The organism is Microbacterium cucumeris, from assembly GCF_058349845.2.
The window spans coordinates 207,260-231,215 of record NZ_JBYRIZ020000003.1 but is presented as its reverse complement, the minus strand read 5'-3'; the positions used below and the strand labels follow the sequence as shown (position 1 = coordinate 231,215).

Annotated in this window: 22 protein-coding genes; 8 read left to right on the top strand and 14 right to left on the bottom strand. The window is 70.0% G+C overall.

The features are described 5' to 3' along the window. Positions 1-151: 151 nt before the first annotated feature. On the top strand, positions 152-1,789 hold the full coding sequence (locus AC3RXZ_RS10180; RefSeq protein WP_491493944.1) for an ABC1 kinase family protein: 1,638 nt from the start codon (positions 152-154) through the stop codon (positions 1,787-1,789). On the opposite strand, the gene AC3RXZ_RS10175 is transcribed toward AC3RXZ_RS10180, so the two are convergent. Together AC3RXZ_RS10175 and AC3RXZ_RS10170 are read right to left on the bottom strand one after the other, a co-directional pair. Continuing rightward, a complete protein-coding gene (locus tag AC3RXZ_RS10175; RefSeq protein WP_491493943.1) occupies positions 1,786-3,369 on the bottom strand; it encodes an SDR family oxidoreductase in 1,584 nt (527 codons plus the stop codon). The genes AC3RXZ_RS10180 and AC3RXZ_RS10175 overlap by 4 nt on opposite strands. 121 nt (positions 3,370-3,490) lie before the next feature. Next, a complete protein-coding gene (locus tag AC3RXZ_RS10170) occupies positions 3,491-8,968 on the bottom strand; it encodes a GH92 family glycosyl hydrolase (protein WP_491493942.1) in 5,478 nt (1,825 codons plus the stop codon). A 169-nt stretch (positions 8,969-9,137) separates the two neighbouring features. Between AC3RXZ_RS10170 and AC3RXZ_RS10165 the strand changes: the two genes are divergently transcribed. Continuing rightward, entirely contained in the window at positions 9,138-10,346 is a 1,209-nt protein-coding gene (locus tag AC3RXZ_RS10165) for an MFS transporter (RefSeq protein WP_491493941.1), read from the top strand. Between the two features lie 22 nt (positions 10,347-10,368). On the opposite strand, the gene AC3RXZ_RS10160 is transcribed toward AC3RXZ_RS10165, so the two are convergent. Together AC3RXZ_RS10160 and AC3RXZ_RS10155 are read right to left on the bottom strand one after the other, a co-directional pair. Continuing rightward, complete coding sequence (locus AC3RXZ_RS10160; RefSeq protein WP_491493940.1) at positions 10,369-11,031, bottom strand: hypothetical protein; 663 nt, start codon at positions 11,029-11,031, stop codon at positions 10,369-10,371. A 37-nt stretch (positions 11,032-11,068) separates the two neighbouring features. Then, positions 11,069-11,737 (bottom strand): DUF998 domain-containing protein, encoded by a 669-nt coding sequence (locus AC3RXZ_RS10155; RefSeq protein ID WP_491493939.1) that lies wholly within the window; start codon positions 11,735-11,737, stop codon positions 11,069-11,071. A 78-nt stretch (positions 11,738-11,815) separates the two neighbouring features. On the opposite strand from AC3RXZ_RS10155, the gene AC3RXZ_RS10150 reads away from it, so the two are divergent. Genes AC3RXZ_RS10150 through AC3RXZ_RS10140 form a run of 3 tightly spaced genes read left to right on the top strand, consistent with a single transcriptional unit; the run spans position 11,816 to position 13,686 of the window. Further along, entirely contained in the window at positions 11,816-12,289 is a 474-nt protein-coding gene (locus AC3RXZ_RS10150; protein ID WP_491493938.1) for a MarR family winged helix-turn-helix transcriptional regulator, read from the top strand. A 52-nt stretch (positions 12,290-12,341) separates the two neighbouring features. Further along, positions 12,342-12,698, top strand: coding sequence for an ArsR/SmtB family transcription factor (locus AC3RXZ_RS10145; protein ID WP_491493937.1), 357 nt, complete (start codon positions 12,342-12,344; stop codon positions 12,696-12,698). A 1-nt stretch (position 12,699) separates the two neighbouring features. Further along, complete coding sequence (locus AC3RXZ_RS10140) at positions 12,700-13,686, top strand: SRPBCC family protein (RefSeq protein WP_491493936.1); 987 nt, start codon at positions 12,700-12,702, stop codon at positions 13,684-13,686. Here the strand turns inward: AC3RXZ_RS10140 and AC3RXZ_RS10135 are convergent. Both AC3RXZ_RS10135 and AC3RXZ_RS10130 read right to left on the bottom strand, forming a co-directional pair. After that, positions 13,681-14,397, bottom strand: coding sequence for a hypothetical protein (locus AC3RXZ_RS10135; RefSeq protein WP_491493935.1), 717 nt, complete (start codon positions 14,395-14,397; stop codon positions 13,681-13,683). The two genes, AC3RXZ_RS10140 and AC3RXZ_RS10135, sit on opposite strands and share 6 nt — an antisense overlap. Positions 14,398-14,480: 83 nt before the next feature. Next, the gene (locus AC3RXZ_RS10130; RefSeq protein WP_491493934.1) at positions 14,481-14,867 is read right to left on the bottom strand and encodes a DoxX family protein; all 387 of its coding nucleotides are present in this window, start codon (positions 14,865-14,867) and stop codon (positions 14,481-14,483) included. Positions 14,868-14,938: 71 nt separating this feature from the next. On the opposite strand from AC3RXZ_RS10130, the gene AC3RXZ_RS10125 reads away from it, so the two are divergent. Continuing rightward, complete coding sequence (locus AC3RXZ_RS10125; RefSeq protein WP_243228865.1) at positions 14,939-15,988, top strand: mechanosensitive ion channel family protein; 1,050 nt, start codon at positions 14,939-14,941, stop codon at positions 15,986-15,988. Positions 15,989-15,993: 5 nt separating this feature from the next. Here the strand turns inward: AC3RXZ_RS10125 and AC3RXZ_RS10120 are convergent, their stop codons facing one another. From AC3RXZ_RS10120 to AC3RXZ_RS10110, 3 genes are all read right to left on the bottom strand, one after another. Further along, positions 15,994-16,782 carry a ribonuclease H family protein gene (locus tag AC3RXZ_RS10120; RefSeq protein WP_491493933.1) on the bottom strand — a complete coding sequence of 263 codons (789 nt, stop codon included), beginning with the start codon at positions 16,780-16,782 and terminating at the stop codon, positions 15,994-15,996. 75 nt (positions 16,783-16,857) lie between these two features. Then, positions 16,858-17,184: a hypothetical protein gene (locus AC3RXZ_RS10115; RefSeq protein ID WP_491493932.1), complete on the bottom strand. Its 327-nt coding sequence runs from the start codon at positions 17,182-17,184 to the stop codon at positions 16,858-16,860. Between the two features lie 36 nt (positions 17,185-17,220). Next, positions 17,221-17,712 carry a hypothetical protein gene (locus AC3RXZ_RS10110; protein WP_491493931.1) on the bottom strand — a complete coding sequence of 164 codons (492 nt, stop codon included), beginning with the start codon at positions 17,710-17,712 and terminating at the stop codon, positions 17,221-17,223. Between the two features lie 38 nt (positions 17,713-17,750). Here AC3RXZ_RS10110 and AC3RXZ_RS10105 point away from each other — a divergent pair, with 38 nt between their 5' ends. Then, the gene (locus tag AC3RXZ_RS10105; RefSeq protein WP_491493930.1) at positions 17,751-18,935 is read left to right on the top strand and encodes an FAD-dependent oxidoreductase; all 1,185 of its coding nucleotides are present in this window, start codon (positions 17,751-17,753) and stop codon (positions 18,933-18,935) included. Positions 18,936-18,958: 23 nt separating this feature from the next. On the opposite strand, the gene AC3RXZ_RS10100 is transcribed toward AC3RXZ_RS10105, so the two are convergent. The 5 genes from AC3RXZ_RS10100 to AC3RXZ_RS10080 form a co-directional block, all read right to left on the bottom strand. Then, positions 18,959-19,501: a TetR/AcrR family transcriptional regulator gene (locus AC3RXZ_RS10100; RefSeq protein ID WP_243228874.1), complete on the bottom strand. Its 543-nt coding sequence runs from the start codon at positions 19,499-19,501 to the stop codon at positions 18,959-18,961. 26 nt (positions 19,502-19,527) lie between these two features. Then, positions 19,528-19,743 carry a hypothetical protein gene (locus AC3RXZ_RS10095; RefSeq protein WP_491493929.1) on the bottom strand — a complete coding sequence of 72 codons (216 nt, stop codon included), beginning with the start codon at positions 19,741-19,743 and terminating at the stop codon, positions 19,528-19,530. Between the two features lie 11 nt (positions 19,744-19,754). After that, positions 19,755-20,657 (bottom strand): VOC family protein, encoded by a 903-nt coding sequence (locus AC3RXZ_RS10090; RefSeq protein ID WP_491493928.1) that lies wholly within the window; start codon positions 20,655-20,657, stop codon positions 19,755-19,757. Between the two features lie 96 nt (positions 20,658-20,753). Beyond that, positions 20,754-21,203: a hypothetical protein gene (locus tag AC3RXZ_RS10085; protein ID WP_491493927.1), complete on the bottom strand. Its 450-nt coding sequence runs from the start codon at positions 21,201-21,203 to the stop codon at positions 20,754-20,756. After that, positions 21,181-22,245: a M4 family metallopeptidase gene (locus AC3RXZ_RS10080; protein WP_491493926.1), complete on the bottom strand. Its 1,065-nt coding sequence runs from the start codon at positions 22,243-22,245 to the stop codon at positions 21,181-21,183. Before AC3RXZ_RS10080 ends, AC3RXZ_RS10085 begins: the two co-directional genes overlap by 23 nt. Before the next feature lie 150 nt (positions 22,246-22,395). On the opposite strand from AC3RXZ_RS10080, the gene AC3RXZ_RS10075 reads away from it, so the two are divergent. Continuing rightward, on the top strand, positions 22,396-23,904 hold the full coding sequence (locus AC3RXZ_RS10075; RefSeq protein WP_243228882.1) for an SDR family NAD(P)-dependent oxidoreductase: 1,509 nt from the start codon (positions 22,396-22,398) through the stop codon (positions 23,902-23,904). The last annotated feature ends 52 nt before the right edge of the window (positions 23,905-23,956 follow it).

Here is a 23,956-nt window from a genome sequence, read left to right as displayed (position 1 = left end):
CGATGGATTCGCTGACCCGACGGGTGGCGACGCATCCGCTGACCGGGCGGACGGGGAAGAGCGCGCTCAACGAGCGGGTGAGGGCGGGGTCCCGGGCGCGGCGGAGCCTGCGCCACCGGCCGCACGGCACCGGGCACGCTATCGGCGCATCGTGTCGTTCGCGGCCCGTGAGTTCTTGAAGATCTGGTGGTACGAGCTCGTCCTGCCTCGATTCGGCATGACGGCGCTCGCCGACCGCACGCGCGCCGCCCGGATGCAGCGTTTCGCCCGGCGGTTCCACGACCTCGCCGTGGGGCTCGGTGGACTCATGATCAAGGTCGGGCAGTTCATGTCCTCGCGCCTGGACGTCCTCCCGCCCGAGATCACCTCCGAGCTCGAAGGGCTGCAGGACGACGTCCCGGCGGTCCCGTTCCCCGACATCCGTGCGCTCGCCGAGGCCGAGCTCGGCGTTCCGCTGGCCCGCGCCTACGCCTGGTTCGATGAGACTCCGCTGGCTGCGGCATCCCTCGGCCAGGCGCATCGCGCCCGCCTGTCGGCTCAGGATGCCGAGGAGACCGGCCTGCGCGAGGTCGTCGTCAAGGTGCAACGCCCCGGAATCGACGAGATCGTCGCGACCGACCTCGCCGCCCTCCGCCGTGTGGCCCGATGGGCGAGCCGAGTGCGGATCGTGCGCGACCGCGTCGACGCACCCGCGCTCGTCGAGGAGTTCGCCGGCACGTGTCGTGAGGAGATCGACTACCTCCACGAGGCGGCCGGAGCCGAGCGGTTCGCGGCGGACTTCCTCGACGATCCGCGCGTGTCCGCTCCGGCCGTCGTGTGGGAGCGCACCACGCGGCGCGTGCTCACCCTCGAGGACGTCACCGCGATCAAGATCAACGACACCGTCGCTCTGCGCGCCGCGGGCATCGACCCGACCGAGGTGGCGAACGTCTTCGCCGACGTCATGCTCGACCAGGTCTTCACGCACGGTTTCGTGCACGCCGACCCGCATCCCGGGAACATCTTCGTGACGCCGCGCGCCCCGCACGCGGAAGGGCCGTCCTGGCATCTGACCTTCGTGGACTTCGGCATGATGACCGAGGTCCCGGATTCGCTCCGTGCGGGATTGCGCACGTTCGTCATCGCGGTCGCCGGGCGCGACAGCAAGGGCCTGGTGAGCGCCGCGCAGCAGATCGGCGTCCTCCTGCCGTCCGCCGACACCCGCGAGCTGGAACGCGCCCTGACGACGCTGTTCGCGCGTTTCGGAGGCATGGGTTTCGCCGAACTGCGCGAGGTCGATCCCCGCGAGTTCACCGGCTTCGCCACCGAATTCACCGACACGGTGCGAGAGCTGCCGGTGCAGCTGCCCGAGAACCTGCTGCTGCTGATCCGGGCGGTGTCGCTCACATCCGGCCTGTGCAGCGCGCTGGATCCCGCCTTCAACATCTGGGACCCGGTGGAGCCGTACGCGGCCCGCCTGCTCAGGGATGAGAGCGGCAACCTCATCCAGGACTTCGGCAAGCAGGCGGCCACCAACGCCGGCATCCTGTGGAGCCTGCCGAAACGCGTCGACGACGTCATCTCCCGTGCCGACAACGGCACGCTGTCGTTCGACACGTCGCGCCTCGAGCGGCGCCTCGACATCCTCGTCGGCATCGGCCGGCGCGTCGTCTCCGCGGTGCTGTTCATGGCACTCGTGATCGGCGGTGCCCTGCTGCTCGCGGCGGCACCGGTGCTCGGCTGGATCCTGATCGGGGTGTCGGTGCTCCCGCTGCTGCACGCCCTGTTCGGCGGGCGGCGACGCACCTAGGGAGAGTCGGCCTCCGGGTCCGGATCGACCGTGGGCGCCGCCTTCGCGCCCTCGGCCGCTCCCGTGATCCGGGCTGCCATGCCGGCGAAGATCGATCCGTGGAACGGCAGAACGGCGAACCAGTACAACCGGCCGGTCAGCCCCCGGGGGAAGAAGATCGCCCGCTGCTCGTAAAGAGCCTCTCCGCCGTCGGGAACAGCGCGCAGCTCCAGCCAGGCGGAACCCGGAACCTTCATCTCGGCTCGGAGACGCAGCAGCCCTGTACGGGATTCGTCCGGTTCGGCGACCTCTTCGACCCGCCAGAAGTCGACGGCGTCGCCCACCCGCACTCGCGATCGGCTGCGGCGGCCACGGCGCAGCCCGACCCCGCCGAGGAGGCGGTCCATCCATCCGCGCACGGCCCACAGGAACGGTGACGAGTACCACCCGTTCTCCCCACCGATGCCCAGAATGACGCGCCAGAGCTCTTCGGCCGACGCGATCGTGTGCACGCTCCGGACATCCGTGAACACCGTGCGCCCCGCCCACTCAGGGTCGCTGGGCAGCGGATCGCTGGGGGCGCCGGAGACCTCCGCATCCTGCCAGCTCGTCTCGACGCTGTCGGCGTCGACGCGTCCGAGCGCGAGGCGCACCGCCGTGCGGTACGGGGTCAGCCCTCCCTCCGGTGGCGGGATGAGCGCGTCGACGTCGTCTTTGACGACGCACTCGTTCTGCAGGGAGGCCACCAGCGGTCGGGCGATCGCGCGCGGCACGGGGGTGACGAGGTTCACCCAGTGCGAGGCGAGTTCCGGAGTCAGCACCGGCAGTGCGGCGATCGCGCGCTGCGGGAGCCCGGCCTCGACGGCGTAGCCGTTCATCATCTGCCCGTACCGCAGCACGTCCGGTCCGCCGATGTCGACGGCGCGGTTCACGTCCGGCCCGACGCGCGCGGCTCCCAGCAGGTAGTGCAGCACGTCGCGGATCGCGATGGGCTGGATCCTGTTGCGCACCCACTTCGGCGCCGGCATGTACGGCAGCACTTCGGTGAGGTGCCGGATCATCTCGAACGATGCCGAGCCCGAACCGATCACGACCCCCGCCTGCAGGACGAGCGTCGGGACTCCGGAGGCGAGCAGGATCTCCCCGACCTCGACACGCGATCGCAGATGCGCGGACAGTCGCGCGTGCTCCGGATGCAGCCCGCCGAGGTAGACGATGCGCCGGACGCCGGCCGCTCTCGCCGCCTGCGCGACCGTTGCGGCTGCGCGCTGATCGGCGTCTTCGAAACCCTTGCCGGCCGTCATGGAATGGATCAGGTAGTAGATGATGTCGACGCCCGCCACTGCGGTTCGCACGGCATCCGCGTCGTCCGCCGATCCCTCGACCACGTCGCAGTCGGAACCCCACGGGAAGGATGCTGCGCGTGCCGCGTCCCGTGCGAGCACGCGCACGCGGTATCCGGCGTTCAGCAATCGAGGCGTGAGCCGCCCGCCGATGTAGCCGGTCGCACCGAGCACGAGCGCCCGCGGCGCGCTCCCGTCCGGGCGCGCCACGGCCTGCACCGAGTGCTCGCGGCCGGTGGGCTGGGTCAGCTCCGTCATGCCCCGAGCGTAGAGGCGAGAGATGTGATCCGCGACCAGGTCGCGACGAGAGGTGCTGACGTAGACGCGAAGAACGGGGGCCCGCAGGCGAACCTGCGGGCCCCCGGGAGTCGCCGCCGGATCAGACCCGCGTCATGCGGCGTCGCGCCACCAGTGCGGCGCCGGCGAACAGCGCCAGCACGCCCAGTGCCCACAGGAACGCGGGCACCTGGCCGCCGGTCGCCGGCAGCGTGCCGTCTCCCGCTTCACCGCCGGACCCAGGACCGCCGACGCCGCCGGAACCGCCGCCCTGCCCGGGATCCGTCGGCTCGGCGGTCGGCACCACGGTGACGACGGTCTCGGCCGTCGCAGTCGTGCCGTAGTCATCGGTCACGGTGTAGCGCAGTGTGAAGCCCTCGGAGTCCTCCGGAACGAACATGCGCGCGAACACGTCGGGCGTGATGCGCTCGACCTGAATGCGGTCGGTGATGTCCACGCCGTTCGCGTCCACCGCCGTGACGCCCTCGAGCTCATCGAACTCCGTGCCGGCGACGACCTCGCGGGTCGGCGGCACGCCTCCGAACGTCGGCTCCACCGCTGTCACGGTCACGACGCGCTCGAACACCGTCTCGTTGCCCGCCTTGTCCGCCACCCGGTAGACCAGCGGATAAGAACCGGGAGTCCGGACGTCGACCGTGCCCTCGACCTGGATCGCCGCGGACACGTCGCTGTCGATCTCGTCGACCGCCGTGACGCCGGCGAGCGGATCGAACGGCTGGCCCTGTGCGACCTCGGCCTCTGCATCCAGCCCGGAGAACTCCGGGCCCTTCGCGTCGTCCACGGTGCGGGTCAGCGTCACCTGATCGATCACCGTGCGGTCCATCGTCTGGTAGGTGGTGAGGGTGATCGCAGAAGGCGACACGTCCACATCCGTGTACTGCGGCTGGTTCGACTGGTCCTTGATCGCGGCCTCCGGAGAGGAGGCGTCCAGACCGTAGAACTTGCTGCCGCTGGCCGAGTTGCCGGTCACGTACAGCACCTGTCCCTCCTCGGCGGCGAGCGTGACGCCGGACTGCTCCTGGGCATCCAGATCGCCGACCGCGGTCGTGCCGTCCATGAGGTAACTGCGGGTGTAGATGTGATCGTGCCCGGCGAGCACCAGATCGACGCCCAGCTCGCTGAACACGGGTGCCAGCGCCGCGCGGCGCTCGATCACGTCCTGCTCCACCGAGTGGAACGCCGCCGAGTACAGCGAGTGGTGCATGACCGCGACGATCCAGTTCGCGTCGGCGCCGTGCTCCTCGACCACCTCACGCAGGAAGGCCGCGTGGTCCTCCTCGTCCGTGCTGCGTGCGTTGGTGTTGATGTTCAGATAGAGCACGTCGTTGTAGGTGTACCAGTAGTCGCCTCCGGCTCGTCCCTCCGTGCTCTCGTACCCGTGGGTCTCCGAACGGTTCGGGGTGAAGAAGTGCGAGTTGAACTGGTCGGACTGATTGTCGTGGTTGCCGATCGTCGCCTGGAACGGCAGCTGCTTGAGCAGTTCCGGGGCGATGAGCGATGCGTACTCGTCCTCCGAGCGGTGCGTCTCGACCTGGTCTCCACCGCTGACGATCATCGACGCGTCCTTCTCGAACTGGTCGATCTGGTCGACCGCCGCAGCCCAGCGGTCGCGGTCGTTCTGCCAGCTGCCGGAGGCGCCGATCTGGGCGTCGGTGAGGTAGACGAAGCTGTACGTCTCGTCGAACGTGCCGGTCCACAGCTCGTACGACCGCGACCAGCCCGTCTCGTCGTTGCCGACCCGATACAGGTACGCCGTCTCCTCGGCCAGGTCGTCGATCACGACCTGGTTCGAGAACCGGCCGTCCCGGGCCTGGGCGGTCGCGGCGTCGATCACGCGCGCATCCGCGACAGGGAAGCCGGCACCGTCCCGCGCGGATGCCGGGGCGATCTGCACCTGCGCCGCGATCTCGCGGTCGGTGTAGAAGGTCAGGTTGCGCCGGGTCTCATCGGATCCGACGTGCAGCAGCACATCGGAGATCGCGGCCGGAGCATCCTTCGCGGCGATGGTCAGCGACCGAAGCTGCAGGAACACGTCCGAGCTCGTGGCATTGGTGTTGTGCACCTGGATCGCGATCGTGTTCTCGCCCTCCTGCAGGACGGATGCCGGAACCGTGAAGGACCCGGTCAGCGGCGCCGTCCCGTTGCCGCCGGCGTACACCATGTTGCTCGTGGCGTCTTCGTCGATGCGGGCGTCGGCGAAGCCTCCGACCAGCTCGCCGTTGACGTACACGCGCGCGGCGTCGTCGTAGGCGAGCTCACCGTTCAACTGGGTGATCTGCGCGAGCTCGTCCGCGGTCAGATCGAACGAAGTGCGGAAGAAGAACGCCTCGATGTTCTCGCCGCTCGACTTGTGCTGCGCCACCAGCGTCGTCGGTGTGAAGCCACCGCCGAGATCGGCGATCGCGCCGTTCTTCGCCCCGAAGCTCGCGACGCCCGTCTTCCAGGAGCTGTCGTCGTAGTCCGCCGCCGTCCAGCCCGTCTTCGCGTCGAGGCCGTCCGCCGGATCGTCCTCCGTGTCGTGGAAGCGCCACTCGGTGCCGGCGTCCACGACCGCAGTGCCGTCGAGCTCGGTCGGTTCCGGGGTCGTCGGCTCCGTCGGCTGCTGCGGCTCGGGGCGCGTCGGAAGCTCCGGCTCCCCCGGATCGACCGCCTCCACGGGCCGCAGGGCGACGTCGAAGATGTGCATGATGCCCTTGCTCACCGCGGTCGGCAGGGTGACGCTGCGCACGGACTTCTCCGGGTCGAGAGGCACGACGGAGGTGCCGAACACGACGGGTCGCGCCGAGTCGGATCCGCCGTTCAGCGTGTTCCGCTTGGTGAGCTCGATCACGCGGACGTTGCCCGGCTCCACGCTGCCCGGCACCCAGTCGCTGAGCCGCACGTCCACGTCCTGCGTGGTGCCGTCCGAATAGGTGACGACGGCGGTGCCGCGAGAAGGCCCGTTGGTCGCGGTGCCCAGGAACGAGATTCCGGATGCCGCGACATCGCCGAACTCCAGCACCTGCCCGCTCGGGATCCAGTGGTCGGCCTCTCCGGCCTGCGTGTCGGGCCAGGTGAAGACCACGCCGGTCTCGCCCAGCGGGACCTGCGATCCGCCGGTGATGCCGGCCTTCTCCAGATCCTGACGGGAGAGCGTGACGCCTCCGGCATCCAGCCCGCCCATGTTGACTGCGCCGTCGTCCGTGATGCCGACCGCGCCCCGGGCGTTCACGCCTGCGTCGTACGACGGAGGCACATCGTCCGCGCCGGTGCCCCAGCTGCCCGGGCTCTCCGCCATGGTGAATGCGAGCGTTCCGCCCTCGCGCGCGAAGTCGGCCGGCAGCCAGGACGCGGTCTGGGCCGTCCCGTCGACGGCGAGGCCGGTCGTGTAGCGGCGGTCGTCGCCGGCGCCCGGCGCATCGATCGTGATGACGCGGTCCGATCCGATCGAGGTGATCTCGATGTGCTCGAACATCGGAGCCGAGACGAGCAGATCCGCGGTGCCCCAGATCGCGGGCATGAGACCGAGGTTCGCCCAGACGTACCAGGCGCTGAACGAGCCGAGATCGTCGTTGCCGGCCAGGCCGTCCGGGGCGGTCGTGAACAGCTCGTCCGCGGCGCGGTAGAGCGTCTCGGTCGTCTTGTGCGGAGCCTGCAGCCAGTTGTAGACCCACGGCAGCCCGAAGCTGGGCTGGTTGGCGATGTACGCGGTGTCGCTGAAGGCGCCGCCGTCGAGGTCGCGCAGGACGCTGTCGAGGTCGGTCGTGGCCTGATCGATGCCGCCTCGGGCCTCGATGAGGTCCGCCATGTTGTGCGAGACGTTGAAGCCGTACTGCAGGCCGGTGGACTGTTCGAACTGCGCGCCCTGCGTGGTGAGCGACGTGTTCATGAACCCGTTGCGGTTGCGGGCGTCGACGTGTTCGCGGGCGTAGTTGAAGACGTTCTTCCAGTTCTGCGAGCGCGTGGAGAAGAGCTCATACGCGTCCTGATCGCCCAGGCGCTGCGCGAGCTGCGCGATGGCGAAGTCGTTCGTGGCGTACTCGAGCGTGCGCGAGGTGGCGGCACCCTGCTTGTCGCCGTCGATCCAGCCGAGACTGCCGTACTGCACGGCATCCGATCGTCCGGTGTCGGTCATCGGCAGCGTCTGGGTCGCGATCATCGTCGCCAGCGCTGTCGCGCGGTCGTAGTCGGTCGACCCGAAGTCGTCTGTCGCGGCGACGATGTTCTGCAGCGAGTCGCCGCTCATCTTGGTCTGGATCCGGTTGTACGACGGCCAGCTCGTCCACTTTCCGGACTGGGTCACCATGTCGACGATGGACTGGTTGATGTCGCTGGCGCGCTCCGGGTACAGCAGGGCGACCAGCTGGGACTGACCCCGGTAGGTGTCCCACCCGGAGAAGTTCACGTAGAAGTCGCGGCCGTCCTCGACGGTGTGCGCCTCGCCGTCGTAGCCGATGTAGGTGCCGTCGACGTCCTGGAACGTGTTCGGATGCAGCAGCGCGTGATAGAGCGAGGTGTAGAAGGTGATCCGGTCGCGGTCGCTGCCCCCGGTGGCGTCGATCGTGCCGAGCGCCTGCTCCCAGACCGCGCGCGCCTGGGCGCGAGCCGTGTCGAAGTCGAGGTCCGCGGCCTCGGCCGTCGCGTTCGCGCGCGCCCCGTCGACCGACACGTAGCTCAGGCCGATCTTCGCGGTGACGTCGGCTCCGTCGGCGAAGGTCAGCCAGGCGCCGGCGCCGTGCTTCGCGGCGGCCTGCGCCTGCGTGCCCTGCGCCTGCACGCCGTCGGGGGTCCACACGCCGTACGACTCCACGGGCTGATCGAAGGTCGCAGAGAAGTGCGCGGTGTACTGGCCTCCGCCGTTGCAGACGATGTTGGCGGTTACGGAGCCGCTGAGCTCACCGGTGGCCGGGTCGAAGGCGATGTCCGATGCGTGCACCTGGTTGTTCGATCCGCCCGCCTCGAACAGGAGCGTGGCGTTGTCGTCGAACGAGTACCGGCTCACCGCCGTGCGAGTGGTGCTCGTCAGCTCGGCCTGGACTCCCGCCAGGTCGACCGAGTAGTACCCGGGATCGGCGACTTCGCCGTCGTGCGAGTAGTCCAGGAAGTAGTCGCCGATGGCGGATGCCGGATTCGACGGCAGTGCGCCGTCGGTCAGCTCGCCCGCGAACGGGAGCACGGGGAAGTCGAAGCCGCCGTAGTTCGAGCGGCATCCGGTGCCCGACAGGCGGGTCATCCCAAAGCCGCGGAGCTGGTCGGACTGGTACTCGTAGCCGCCGTACTGCTCTCCGGTGGACGTCTGGTAGGTCGTCGGACTCGACTGCACCATCCCGAACGGCACGGTCGCGCCCGGGAAGGTGTTGCCGTAGTGGTCGTTGCCGCGACCGTTGTTGGCGTCGTTCATCTCGGTGCCGATGAGCGGGTCCACGGCGTCGAACGCGGACAGCGCGGACTCCTCGGCCGCCTGCGCGGCCGGGGCCGTGAGCGCGGCCGAGGCCGCGAGGACCGTGACGACGCCGGCCGCGACGACGGCGCGGTGTCGGCGCCGCGGTGGAGTGGGGTGATCGGACGCATGGGAGGACATGCGCTACCTCCGTACGGGTGTGAGGGCGAGGGGGAGTGGCGTCGGGTGCCGCCTCACGGGACGCTAGGGATGCCAGCCGTCCGCGGCGTCAACGGCAGATGAACATCCGGTGGCGAACGGCGGGTCTCCTGCGATCCAGGCGCCCGACGCCAGATGTACACTTGTACGCGTGACTTCCCCTCCCCGTCCGGACGACGCCGTGCGCCGTGCTCGCGTCGCCGTGTCGGCCCTGTTCCTGACCAACGGCGCGCTGTTCGCGAACATCCTGCCGCGCTACCCCGAGATCAAGAGCGCGCTCGGACTCGATAACGTCGCCTATGGGGTCTCGGTCGCGGCGTTCCCCGCCGGAGCGATCGTCGCGGGCCTCGCCGCGGCCGTGCTCATCCGCAGCCTCGGGTCGGCGCGCGTCGCTGCCGTCGGCACCGTGCTCACCGGCCTCGGACTGCTCGCCGCCGCGCTCTCGCCGTCAGCGCTGCTGTTCGCCCTGGCTCTGTTCGTCGGGGGAGCATCGGATGCCATCACCGATGTCGCGCAGAACGCCCACGGTCTGCGCGTGCAGAAGCAGTACGGTCGCTCGATCATCAACTCGTTCCATGCGATCTGGTCGATCGGCGCCGTGCTCGGAGGCGGCATGGCGGCCGCCGCGATCGCCCTGCAGATTCCAGTCGGCGTCCATCTGTCGGTCTCGACGGCGGTGTTCGCCGTCGTGGCACTCGTGGCGCTGAGGTTCTGCCTGCCGGGTCGAGACGAGCAGACGGACGAGGATGCCGTGGCAGACATGCCCGAGATCCAGGGTGCGGTGCGCCGCGGTCTCAGTCCACGCATCGTGTGGGCGCTGGTCGCGCTCACCCTCATCGCGATGGCCGGTGCCGTCGCCGAGGACGCCGGGAACACCTGGGCGACCCTCTACCTGTCGGAGTCGCTCGGAGCGCCAGCCGCCATCGCGTCCCTCGGATTCATCGCGCTCGTCGGCGCCCAGTTCGTCGGCCGGATGCTGGGCGACGGCATGACCGACCGCTTCGGTCAGCGCGCTGTCGCCCGGGCCGGCGGGCTGATCGCCGCGATCGGCATGGGGCTCGCTCTCGCGTTCCCGAGCGTTCCGGGGACGATCGCCGGTTTCGCTGCGGTCGGATTCGGCATCGCCACCCTCATCCCCGCGGCGATGCACGCCGCCGACGAACTGCCGGGGCTCCGCCACGGGGCCGGTCTCACGGTGGTGTCCTGGCTGCTGCGGCTCGGCTTCCTGCTGTCGCCGCCGTTCGTCGGCTTCATCGCCGACACGGTGAGCCTCCAGGCGGGACTGCTCGTGGCGCCCGTCGCCGGGCTCGTCGCCTTCGCGCTCGCCGGAGTGCTGGAGAAGAAGCCGGCGCGCGGCTGAGACCGGGCGCGGAACCAGAGGATCAGCGCCGCGCGTCCGCCGCGGCGAGCCCGGCGCGCATCGCTTCCCGGTCTTCGTCGGACCATGGTCCGGAGGCGGCCAGCGGGATCTCGGTCATGAAGCGGCGCTGCTCCTCGGGGATGCGGGCGACCACGGCATCCGGATCCGATCCGGCCGTGGCGTACAGCGCCGGGCCGTCGGCGTAGAAGGGATCCGTCAGGACGAGGCGTCCGTCGGATCCGCGCATGACGTTCGACGGATTCTCGTCGATCGGTCCGCACCAGGGCAGCTCGGTCAGGGCGCGCTCGTGGAGGTCGCGCAGAATGCCGGTCAGCTCCGCGACGCTGTCGTCCTCGTCCGCGATGAGGCGGTGTAGCCCGGCGGCATCCGCCGGGTCGACCGGGTGCAGGCGCTCCATGATCAGGACGTCACCTCCGCCCACGAGGCGCCGGTGCGCGAACAGGCGCGGCACGAGAAGGGTGTGCTCGGCGCGGCGGTACAGCTCCGCGGTGTACGGCCCGGTCGGGTCGAACGGGCTGATGCGGGCGACCGTCGCGCCGTCCGGCGACACGAGCGCGATCGCCCAATCGCCGGCGCCGATCCGCGACCATCCGACGGCCGTGAAGGCGCGTTCGACGTCGCGGTGATCGGCGTCGGTGGCGAAGTCGGGAATCGGTGGGTTCACCACCCCAGTCTGCCCGCGTTCCGGGCCGGATGCGGCTCTACGCCGGCGTCCGCTTGTCGGCATCCGGATGCGGCACGATCCGGTAGACACCGATCGAGGCGAGCAGCAGCCAGGCGAAGCCGGCCAGAACCGCGAGCCACAGGAGCGCGACGCCCGCAGGCCCCGACGCGAGGGCCGCTCCGGCCGCGAACGCCACGACGATGACGACGCCGGCCACGCGGGAGAGCAGTGCTCGGCTCTTCTCCCCGCGGGCGCTGAAGAAGCGGGCGAGGAGCAGGGCCGCCACGGCGAACGCGACGAACTCGACGGCGCCGAGGGCGAGATGCAGCATGCCGCTGACGCTCATGCTCGCCTCTGCGCCGACCGGGAAGCCGAGGGCGGGGTCGGGGCGGAAGACTCCCGCCAGGGCGATCGCAGCACCGGCGACGATCACCGCGATGCCCGCACCGCGCCCGCGACCCTCGACGGTGCGCAGTAGTCCCCATCCGGCGACGATCACCATGATGCCGGTGAGGGCGAAGTTCAGTGTCTGCAGCCAGCCGGCGTCGCCGAGCGTGAGCAGGCTCAGCGCGTGCCGGGAGAGGTCGAAGCCTTCGCGGGTGAAGGCGAGGATCAGGGCGAACGCGAGGTAGAACGGCCCGGCCACGACTCCCCAGCCGAGCATCGAGCGGGTGACCGCCGCGCGTGAATCGAATCCATCCGTCATGATGGAACGATAACCGAATAATCCGAAATCCGAAAGATCTTCGGGTGATCTCCAAGCGACGCCTGGGAAGATGAGACCGTGCCCGATTCCGTTCCCGACATCAACAGCGGTGATTCCGAGGCCTGGCGTGTGCTCGATCGTTACCGTGAGCTGGAACTGCAACTGGCGATCCTCGGGCATCACCTCAGTGCACGCGTCGGACTGCGACCGGTCGATCTGCAGTGTTTCAACCTGGTGCACCGTCACGGTCCGGTGACGATCGGCGATCTGGCGCGGATGCTCGCTCTCCCGGCCGCGACCACGACCGGCATCGTCGATCGCCTCGCGGAGCAGCGCTGGGCGGCGCGCGATCGTTCGGAGACCGATCGCCGCACCGTGCATGTGCGCGCCCTTCCCGACCGCCTTCCCGAGCTGTTCGGCCTGCTTGCTCCGCTTGGAGAGGATCTGAGCGCCGCATTCACTGGACTCGATGACGATGCGCTCCGCGTCATCGCCGACTTCCTCGATCATGCGGCCGAGGCCACCCGTCGCGCGAACGCGCGAACGGACTGAGCGCCGAAAAACCTCTTGACACGTCATCCGAGCTGCCCTAACGTACAACCAAATGGTTGCACAAACAGAACTGAGCGAAGCGGAGATCGACCGTGTGTTCCACGCACTGGCGACGTCGACGCGGCGTGACATCCTGCGCAGGACGATCGAGCAGGAGCAGTCCGTCTCGGAGCTCGCCGCCGACTATGACATGTCCTTCGCGGCCGTCCAGAAGCACGTCGCCGTGCTCGAGGCCGCCCACCTCATCGTCAAGCGCGCCGAAGGACGCGAGCGGCTCGTCCGCGCGAATCCCGAGATGATCGCCCGCGCCAGGGCGCTCCTCGCCCGATACGAAGACCTCTGGCGGGCGCGCATCGCCCGCCTCGACGACCTGCTGGCCCAGCCGGCGTCCGAAACCGAAGGAGAATGAAATGCCTGTCACCGATGTCATCACCGACGCCGAGAACCTCACCATGACCGTGATCGCGGACTTCGCGGCGCCGGTCGAACGCCTCTGGGCCGCCTACAGCGATCCGCGTCAGCTCGAGCGCTTCTGGGGCCCTCCCGGGTGGCCGGCCACCTTCACCGCGTGGGACCACACGGTCGGTGGACGCGCGATCTACACGATGCGCGGCCCCCGCGGGGAGAGCTCGACCGGGTCGTGGGAGTTCCTGTCGATCGACGGGCCTTCGGGCTTCGAGGTGATCGACACCTTCGCCGACGAGAACGGCGAGCCGCTGAAGGACTTCCCCGCCATGCGCATGGTGTTCACGTTCTCGGAGACCGAGGGCGGAAGCCGCATGATGAACACGAGCTACTTCGAGTCCGCCGAGGCGCTGGAGCAGGTCGTCGAGATGGGCGCCGTGGAGGGCACCCGGATGGCGATGGCGCAGATCGACGCGGTCCTGCAGGATCTGCGCGACTACGCGGAAGGCAAAGGCGTCCAGGTCGAGCTCCTGGACGACACGCACGTGCGCATCACCCGACTCGTGAACGGGCCGCGCGATCTCGTGTGGCGAGCCCACCACGACCCGGAGCTGCTCGCGAAGTGGATGCTGGGACCGGACGGCTGGGAGATGACCGAATGCGTTCCGGGTACCGAGGTCGGCGCATCGCACCGGACCTCGTGGGCTCCGGTCGGCGACACCGAGGGCGAGCCGTTCGGCTTCGAGGGCGAAGTGCTGCAGTTCGACCCGCCGCGCCGCGCGGTCACCACCGAGCGCATGCAGGGCATGCCCACCGAGACGCTCAACGATCTCAACCTCTATGAGGAGGACGGCGCGACGCTGATCACGCTGCTCATCGAGTATCCCGACAAGGACACCCGCGACATGATCCTCGCCACCGGGATGGCGGACGGCATGGAGTCCTCCTACGCGCGACTCGAGGAGACGGTGCTCGCCGGCACGCGCTCATAGCCGAACCGAATCCGCCCCGAGACCGGCCGACCCCACGCGGGTCGGCCGGTCTCGGCGTTCCGCCGAGTCCTGGAAGGCGATCGTCGCGACGATGCCGATCAGTAGGATGAGTTCGAATGCGTTCGTGGCGGCGCCGCTGTCGACCGGGATCGGCACGGCGCTGCCCGCCACCATGATCACCGTCACGATCGTGAGCCAGGGCCAGCGCCGCCGCACCCACACGCCGATTCCCGCCACCAGCAGTGCCGCGGCGACGGCGAGGACCATGAGCGGCGGACCGGATGCCGCGCTCGCATCGTCGTAGCTCAGCGACCCGTACTCGCGCACCGGCTCCAGGACGAGCCCCGCCGCGCCGACGACGATCTCGTACGCCATGAGCGCGAGCGTCACCAGCACCGCGACGACGACCGCGGCCGGCCGCATCGCCCATCGGATGCCGGAACGCGCGAGGATGCTCCAGGCCACGACGACCAGCAGCGGCGTCAGGAGAGCGTGGAGCCAGAAGCGCGCAGCGTTGGCCGCCTCGAGGGCCGGGCCTTCGCCGATCATCGCCCCGAAGCCGAGGATCGCGTTGTCGTAGACGAGTCCCAGGACGACGAGCAGGACGAAGTCCGACGCACTCGGACGTCCGCGACGGGCGAGCAGGATCAGGCACCACGCGAGCAGCGCCGCGTAGGCGCCGGCGAAGCACAGGTACAGGATGCTGTCCACGATCATCTCCTCCGGTGGTGACCCACCGTAGGCTTCTCGCGCACGGGTGCGATGCCGGTTGACAGCGACCGGCGGCTGTGAGATCAGCGCGGTGAGCGCGTCGACCAGAGTGCCAGCGCGACGAGCACCGGTTGGAAGAAGAGTCGCACGAACCGCTTCATGTCCGTGTCGAGCCCGAAGCCGTCGCGGTGGTGCATCCACTGGGAGACGTTCCCGGGGAAGACGGCGACGAAGAACAGCGCGGCGATCACGCCGACGAGGCCGCGGCGTCTCCGGGCGGCGAGCAGCGCGGTGCCCAGCCCGATCTCGACGACTCCCGACGCGACGACCGTGGTGTCCGGATCGAGTGGCAGCGACTCGGGCACCTGCGCACGGAACTCGCGGCGGGCGAGGGTCAGGTGGGCGGCGCCGGCGAACACCAGTCCGGATCCCAGAAGGATGCGGCCGATTCTCCGCGCGGGCGTCGACATGGTGCGAGTGTACGCCCGGACGGCGCCGTCCGGGCTCGCAGGCAGGCGCGGCCCCGACGTACGGTGGGGTGATGATGGATTGGACATCCTGGCCCGGAACCGCCGTCGCGATCGTCATCGCCCTGGTGGCAGCGTTCGCCGCCGCCGTCCTGATGAGGCTGATCTCGGCGATCGTGAGCCGGAAGGTGCCCTGGGTCAAGGACCTGGAGCGTCGGGTGCGTCGCGCATGGGTGTCGGTGTGCCTCGTCGTGGGGCTGTGGATCGCGTGCGCGATCACGGAGCCGGCGGACCAGCAGTGGTGGCCGGCCACCGCGCGGCTGTTCCTCATCCTCACGATCCTGTTCGGAGCCTGGCTCATCGCGGCCCTGGTGTCCTTCGGCTTCGAACGGCTCCTGCTGCGCAACGACGTCACTCTCGCCGGCGCGGACATGCGCCGCCGGCGGACCCAGATCATCGTGATCCACCGGCTCGTCCTCGTGCTCATCGGCGTGGCGGCCGTCGGCACAGCGCTGTTCACCTTCCCCGAGCTGCGCGTCGTCGGCACGAGCCTGCTCGCCTCCGCGGGCATCGTCAGCATCATCGCCGGGCTCGCGGCGCAGTCCATCTTCGGCAACCTCATCGCCGGCATCCAGATCGCCTTCACGGACGCGATCCGCGTCGGCGACGTGGTGGTCGTGGAAGGGGAGTGGGGGAGGATCGGCGAGATCAACCTCTCCTACGTCGTCGTGTACATCTGGGACGAACGCCGCCTCGTCGTACCGTGCAGCTACTTCACGACCACGCCGATCGAGACCTGGACGCGCCACTCCGACAAGATCCTCGGGACCGTCTACATGGACCTGGACTGGCGGGTGCCGATGGATGCCGTCCGCGAGAAGTTCCTCGAGATCGTCGAGGCATCGCCCGCTTGGGACCGGCGTTCGGCCGGGGCCGTGGTGACCGATTCCGTCGGCGGCCACGTGACGGTGCGCTTCGTGATGTCGTCCAAGGACTCCGCCGATCAGTGGGATCTGCGCTGCGAGGTGCGCGAGAAGCTCATGACCTGGTTGCAGCAGGAGCACCCGGAGGCGCTCCCGCGGACCCGGGTGCTCGTCGACGAGGGGGCCGCGCGAGCCGACTGAAGCCGTCAGATCAGCCGGCGCAAAGCCTCTTCGAGCGACACGCCCTGGGCGTCCGCCCGGTCGCGCAGCCGCGCGTGCTCGTCCGGCGTCAGCGAGACGCGGAGGTCGATCGCGTCGACGGCGGGGGAGTCCAGTCCTGCCAGCAGGTCGGACGTCTCAGCCCACAGCGGTGCGGCGAGAGATGCCGCTGCCGCTGGCGACGGCGCGGATGCCGCGGCGACGGCCGCGGTGTCGGATGCCGGGGGGCGTGCGGATTCGCGCGCCGGCGGGGTGCTGCCGGCAGCTGCGGCGACGGCCGCCGCTCCGGCGACCGCGGCTCCGGCATCCGACGCCCGGGTGAAGCCGGGGCCCCGGCGCGGCTCCTGCTTCTGCTGGTACGCCTTCGCGGCCGCGTTCGCGCGCTCGTCCGCCGCCTCGTTCAGCGGGTGCCCGGCGTGGCCCTTCACCCAGGAGAAGGACACGTCGCGACCGCGCATCGCCTCGTCGAGCGCCTCCATGAGGTCGCGATTGAGCACCGGGCCGCCGTCGGACTTCCGCCACCCCCGGCGCTTCCACCCCGGCATCCACTTGGTGATGGAGTCGATGACGTACTTGCTGTCGCACTCGATGAGCAGCTTCTCGTCGGTGCCGGCGGTCGCGCGGAGCAGTTCCAGCACCGCCTGCAGCTCGCCCTGGTTGTTCGTGCCGTGCGGCGACCCGCCGGCGGCCCAGTTCGCGTCGTCGATGTACCAGGCCCAGCCGTTCGGGCCGGGGTTCCCGAGGGCGGAGCCGTCTGCGGCGGCGGTGATCGTCATCCTTCGAGCGTAGCCGCGCCATGCTCGCGTCCCGGGCGCGTCCCGCCTTGAGGGGCGGTCAGTGCGGCAGGGTGCTCAGGCGCGGCGGAAGGTGAAGTAACCGGCGACGGCACCGTGGTTCACGACGCCCTCCCCGGTGCCGAAGATGCGCTGCGAGGTCGTCGCACCGCTCTCCACGAACGTGTACCCGGTGTGCTCGAGGCGCCATCCGATCCGCTCGACCTCGCCGAGGAAGTATCCGACCGTCTCATCCGTCGACATCACGTTCCCGGCCGAGCCCCACGACGAGGATTCTCCCGTCAGCAGGCTCACGTCCAGTTGCAGGTGCAGGAGCACGTCTCCGCGGGCGAGCGCATCCCGCGCGTGCTGCAGGTGGCGGGCGGCGATGTCGGCTGTCGGCATGGGATCCCCCTCGGTGTCGGCACCAGCGTATCCGGCTCAGCTCCGCTCGATCGCGACGACGGTCGTGCGCTGGACGCCGCCGTCCACGGTGGTCTCGAACCGCACCGGCATGCCCGGATGCGCGACGGAGAACCAGAACGTGTCCGGCGCGGCGTCCGGGTTCTCGCGCACCTCATAGCGCAGGCAGTCCACGCGTCCGATCGGCAGACCGAGCGTCTCGGTCGAGAGCGTCGTGCGATCCGAGGGGAAGGCCGCGTGACCCTGGAGCTCGCTCCAGGTGACCCGACCGCTCGAGATCGCGCCCTCGACGATTCCCGTCTCACCCGACGTCCAGCGCTCGAGCGTCGCCCCGTCCGCATCGGTGTCGCGGAACCGGTTGACGCGCAGCGTGCGCGTGCCGTCGGGGTGCTCGACGAGGATCCGGATGGTCTTGCCGGAGCCTGCCGCCTCGCGTATCTCATCGGCTGTGAACGGTGTCGGCAGCAGGCCGGGGCCGAGGAGGTGCGCGTCGGGATCGGCGTCGATCATGCTTCCATTCTGACTCCGGCGCACGCCATGCTGTACGCATGGATGCCCGTTTCGACACGGACTGCGTGATCGCCGGCGGCGGGCCGGCCGGCCTCATGCTCGGACTGCTGCTCGCGCGTGCGGGGGTGAACGTGACCGTGCTCGAGAAGCACGCCGACTTCCTGAGGGACTTCCGCGGTGACACGATCCATCCGTCCACGCAGGAGCTGCTCGGTGAGCTCGGGCTGCTCGACGCCTTCCTCGCTCGACCGCACGCCGACATGCCGCGGATCGGAATCAGCTGGCACGGGACCGAGCTGACGCTCGCCGATTTCACGCATCTACCCACGCGTCGCAGGGTGATGTCGTTCATGCCGCAGTGGGACTTCCTGGATCTGCTGGCCGACGCGGCGTCCGCGCTCCCTTCGTTCCGTCTGCTCCGGTCGACGCGCGCCGACACCCTCATCCGTGACGGCGGACGGATCGTCGGAGTCCGTGCCACGGGCCCCGAAGGCGATGTCGAGATCCGGACGCGTCTGGTCGTGGACGCCTCCGGTCGCGACTCGGAGCTCAGAGCGGCCGCCGGGCTGACGCCGGTCGGCGTCGCCGCGGCGATGGACGTCCTCTGGTTCCGGCTGTCCAAGGCTCCCGGAGAGTCGTATCCGTTCATCCAGGCCGGCGCGGGCATGATCATCACGATCGATCGCGGCGACTTCTTCCAGATCGCGCATGTCATCCCTGCGGGATCCTGGACCGGCTCCGAAGACGACGTGGCGCGGATGAGGCGGCGCGTCGCCGCGATCTCGCCGCGCATGGCCGGACCGGTCGCGGACGTCGGCCCGGACGCGGTGCACCTGCTCCGCGTGCGGCTCGAGCGCCTGCGCCGGTGGCACGTCGACGGCATGCTCTGCATCGGGGACGCGGCGCACGCCATGTCGCCGGCCGGGGGAGTGGGCATCAACCTCGCGATCCAGGATGCCGTGGCCACCGCCCGCATCCTGGGGCCGATCCTCCGCGACCGGATGCCGACGACCCGCGACCTGCGCCGCGTGCAGCGCCGCAGGGAATGGCCGATGCGGGTGACGCAGGCCGTGCAGCGCGCACTGCAGCGTCCTCTGCTGGCCACGACGGATGCCGCCACCGGACTGCCGCTTCCGCTGCGAGTGGTGCGCGATCACCCGAGGCTCACCCGGATCACGGGCCGGTTCATCGGACTCGGGGCGCGGCCGGAGCACCTCGCCTGACCACAGCCCGCTGCGCGCGGCGCTCAGCGCGCAATACGCCGGACGGCCTCGCGGATGAGGGCGCGGTCCGTCGGCGTCACATCCAGCGCGCTGTGGATGCTGACCCCTTCGATCATCGCGTCGAGCAGCTGCGCGGTGACCGGATCGAAATGGCGTTCCAATGCGACGCGGCTGCGCGCCATCCACGCGCTGGTGAGCTCGCGATAACGCTCATCCCGTGCGGCCAGGGTGTACAGCTCGTGGGAGAGGACGAGTTCGCGGTGTCCGGCGAAGACGTCCTGCTGAATGAGATCGACCACGGCGTCCTCGGCCTGCTCCCGCGTCATCTCGTGCCCGAGCCGGGCCTCGAAGCCGTCGGCGATGGAGTGCGAGAAGCGCGTGAACGCCTCGCGCAGCAGCTCATCCATCCCGGCGAAGTGGTAGGTCATCGACCCCAGAGGGACGCCCGCGGCCTCGGCGACGCGCCGGTGCGTCGTCCCGGCGACGCCGCGTTCGGCGATCACGTCGAGGCAGGCGTCGATGATGCGGTCGCGGCGCTCGGGGTCGTAGCGCGGGTTCGTGGGCATGCGTACGATTGTACACATGCGGATGCTCACGGTTCCGGCGGAGCGGCGTCGCCGTGCTCGGCCGCCGTGGGCGCGGGTGGCGGAACGGGGAACACGATCGACTCGACGGTCCCGCCGAGTCCGAGGGTCGAGGGGTCGACGACGGGTGCGGGCAGCGAGTCCGCGGCATCCGTCTCAAGCGGTTCCCCGGGCAGCGCCGCCCAGGCGCTCTTCTCCTCGGGGCGCTGCGTGAACATTCCCATCCGTCGTCCGTTCAGTAGTCGGCGATGACGATCTTCTTCTGTCCCATCATCGTCTCGTACGCTCCGGGGCGCGACATGAGCTCGCCCATCTTCTCGGGGACGATCTGCCAGCTCACGCCGTACCGGTCGGCGAGCCAGCCGCACTGCTCGGCCTCCGGGACGGCGCTGAGCCGCTCCCATAGCCGATCGATCTCCTCCTGATCGCGGCAGCGCACCTCGAGGGACACGCCGCATGTGAAGGTGAAGTCCTGCTCGACGGCGGAATCCATCATCGAGAACCACTGTCCGGCCAGGCGGAACTCGCCGAACATGACGTCTCCGGCCGCGGCCGGACCAGTCTGCTCGGGATATTCGGCGATGAACCCGACGCGGGAGTCCTCGAGCAGCGACGTGTAGAACTCCGCCGCCTCCTGCGCTTTGCCCTGGACCGGGCCGGAGAACATCAGCTGCGGGATGATGAAGGGGCGCGGGTCCCCTTCCGGATCGGTGAGCAGCAGTTGCCAGCTGACGCCGAAGCGATCCTCGACCCAGCCATAGCGGCGGCTGAACGGATACTCGCCCAGCTCCATCAGGACGCGACCGCCGCTGGACAGGCCCGCCCAGGTCTCATCGAGCGCCTGTCGCGCGGCTTCAGCGTCTCCGCCGAAGGCGAGCGGATCGAAGTTCAGCATGAACGAGATCGAGGGGTTCGGTCGGAACTCGTCGCCCGCGTTGATCAGGACCAGCCGGTAGCCGTCGATGTGCAGGTCGACGGTCAGCGTCTGACCCGCGAAGGACGACTGCCAGTCCGGGACGTCGTCGGGATAGCGCGCGCCCACCGACGCGCTGGCGTTTCGGAAGACCTCGCTGTAGAAGCCGCCGGCCTCATCGGCGTTGCGGTCGAACCAGATGTTGGGGACGATCTTCTGCGGCATGTCGGTGCTCCCACTCCCTCGTCGGACTCTGGTTCCACCCTGCGCCGACGGCGCATCCGTCGCAAGGGGGGGTTCGGGGTCCGACGCGGCGGGCCGTCAGGCGGCGGAGCGGACGGCTTCCACGAGCTCTCGCCATGGACCGACCAGCGCCTGCTCCGGCACCTCCTGCTCGACGCGCAACTCGGGCGTGCGGGCGCGGATGCTCCAGACGAACCGATCCGCGGCGCCGGCGGTCGCGGACTCACCATCTGCGGGAACCGCCGCTCGCGTGCCGGCCGCCCTCTCGGATGCCGGGCGGGAGCGATCGGCATCCTCCTCGTCCGGCGTGCGGTGCGGATCCGCCTCGGGCGGAGCGCCGTCGCCGGGCCGCTCGGGACCGGGGTCGAGCTGCTCCGGAGCATCCCACGGGCACTGCCGGACGAGCAGGATCCAGCGGTCGGCGTCGTCCGCGCCGGCCTCGACATGCCATCGTCGCCGCAGCCCTGCGAGACCGCCGGTGCGCACGACGACGATCGTCACGACCTCATCGGGGTGCGGATCGCTCATCTGCATAGACGCCGACGGTCGTCCACGCGGTGCGGACGGCCGAGGCCACCTCCGATTCCTCACCGTACAGGTGGGCTGCGGCATCCGCAGTGGCATCTGCGAACATGCGGAAGTCCGCCGTCGAGGACAGGTCGCCGGTCAGCGCGCGGTACCAGACCTGCCCCGCCCGCTCCCATGCGTGGCCGCCCAGTCTCTGCGCGGCGAGGGCGAATGCGCGGTTCGGGATGCCGGAGTTGACGTGGACCCCGCCGTTGTCCTCGGTCGTGGTGACGAAGTCGCGCATGTGCGCGGGCTGCGGGTCCTTGCCGAGTTCATCGTCGTCATAGGCGGTTCCGGGCTCGATCATCGACCTCAGCGCCCTGCCCTGCACCTCATCGGTGAAGATGCCCTCGCCGATCAACCAGCTGGCGGCCTCCGCGGTCTGCCCGGCGGCGTGCTGTTCGGTCAGGGCGCCGAAGACGTCCGCGATCGATTCGTTCAGGGCGCCGGACTGCCCCTGGTAGACGAGCCCCGCGGTGTGCTGGATCACGCCGTGCGCGAGCTCGTGGCCGATCACGGAGAGCGCGCCGGTGAACCCCCGGAACACCTCGCCGTCGCCGTCGCCGAACACCATGCGCTCTCCGTCCCAGAAGGCGTTGTCGTAGTCGACGCCGTAGTGCACGGTGGCGTCGAGCGGAGCGCCCGCGTCGTCCAGGGAGTTGCGGGCGAACGCCGCCAGCAGGAGCTCGAAAGTGGCGCCGAGCCCGTCGAAGGCCTCGTTGACCGCGGCATCGTCGACCGGGCCGTCGTCCTCGGCGCGGACGACGACGCCGGGGAGGGTCTCGGTGTTCTGGGCGTCACTGATCGTGCGGTTCGGAGCATCCGTGAGCTCGGCCACCAGGGAGCCGTCGGCGTCTATCGACAGCGTGATGCGGCCGCGGAACGGCGGCCGCCCGGCGAGCAGGGTCTGGCGCGCGGCGTCGGCGGCGCGGGGGAACCGGCCGGACTCGGCGAGGCGGGCCAGCAGGTAGGCGGGGACGATGCCGTGCGATCCGGTGCTCATGAGCACGACGGTACGCCGCACCGGGGACATCCGCTCGTGTCCGTGCCGCTCTCCCCGGGGTTCCCGGTTCCCGATCGGGAGGGCGCGGAGGCGGGGCGCCCGGGGCCGGCACGGCTGGGATGCACAGGTCGCTCGCGTAGAATCGGCGCAATGACCGATGCTCCCGATCCCCTGCTGGACTCCGGCATCGACCCCGCGGATCTGGAGACGACGCTGCGCGTGCTGGCCACGCTGCACGAGATCGATCAGGATCATCCCGACTTCATCGCCGTGCGGCGGGCCACGGCAGCCATGTTCAAGGCCGCCAAGCGCGTGCGCCGCAAGGAGATCCGCGACGCGATCGCCGAGGCGGACAAGGCCGTCGTCGCGAACACCGCGACCGGAGCGCCCGACCGCATCGACGACGAGACGCGAGGCATTCCCCTCGCGGCATCGACCGACGCTCCGTCGGCCGGGACGCTGCTCAAGCCCCGCAACTGCTACATCTGCAAGCAGCCGTACACCGTCGTCGACGCCTTCTACCACCAGCTGTGCCCCGAGTGCGCGCGCTTCAGCCACGCCAAGCGGGACGCGCGGACAGACCTCACCGGCCGTCGGGCGCTGCTCACCGGCGGACGCGCCAAGATCGGCATGTACATCGCACTGCGCCTGCTGCGCGACGGAGCGCACCTGACGATCACGACGCGCTTCCCGCGCGACGCGGTGCGCCGGTTCACGTCGCTCCCCGATTCCGCGGACTGGCTGCACCGCCTCCGCATCGTCGGGATCGATCTGCGGGACCCGGCCCAGGTGATCGGCCTCGCCGACTCGGTCGCGGCTCAGGGTCCGCTCGACATCCTCATCAACAACGCCGCGCAGACGGTGCGGCGCTCTCCCGGCGCGTACTCCCTGCTGGCGGATGCCGAGCTGCAGCCGCTGCCGGACGGACCTCTGCCCGAGATGGAGACCTTCGGGCACACGGCCGATCCGCACCCGCAGGCGCTGCAGGCCTCGGTGGACTCGCACCCGCTGCTGTCGGTGGCGGCGCTTGCCGGCACGGTCGCCGAGCAGGGTGGCCAGGCGCTGACCGCCGAGGAGCTCGCGAAGCTCGCGATGGCGCCGGGTTCGTCGTCGCTCGAGAAGCACGCGGACGGCACGGCGATCGACGCCGGCGGGCTCGTCCCCGATGTCAATCGTGTCAACAGCTGGGTGCAGTCGGTCGAGCAGGTGGATCCGCTCGAGATGCTCGAGGTGCAACTCGCCAACACGACGGCTCCGTTCCTGCTCATCTCGCGGCTGCGCGCCTCGATGGCGGCATCCTCCTTCGACAGGAAGTACGTCGTGAACGTGTCGGCCATGGAGGGTCAGTTCTCCCGCCGGTACAAGGGGCCGGGGCATCCTCACACGAACATGGCGAAGGCGGCGCTGAACATGCTCACGCGCACGAGCGCGGGGGAGATGTTCGAGACCGACCGCATCCTGATGACCGCCGTCGACACCGGCTGGATCACGGACGAGCGGCCGCACTACACGAAGGTCCGGCTCGCCGAGGAGGGATTCCACGCGCCGCTCGACCTCGTCGACGGAGCCGCGCGCGTGTACGACCCCATCGTGCAGGGTGAGGCCGGTACCGACCTGTACGGCGTGTTCCTCAAGGACTACAAGCCCAACCCCTGGTGAGTGCGCGGCGAGCGTTCGTGTCAGAGGCGGAGCGGATCACTCCGGGGGCCGA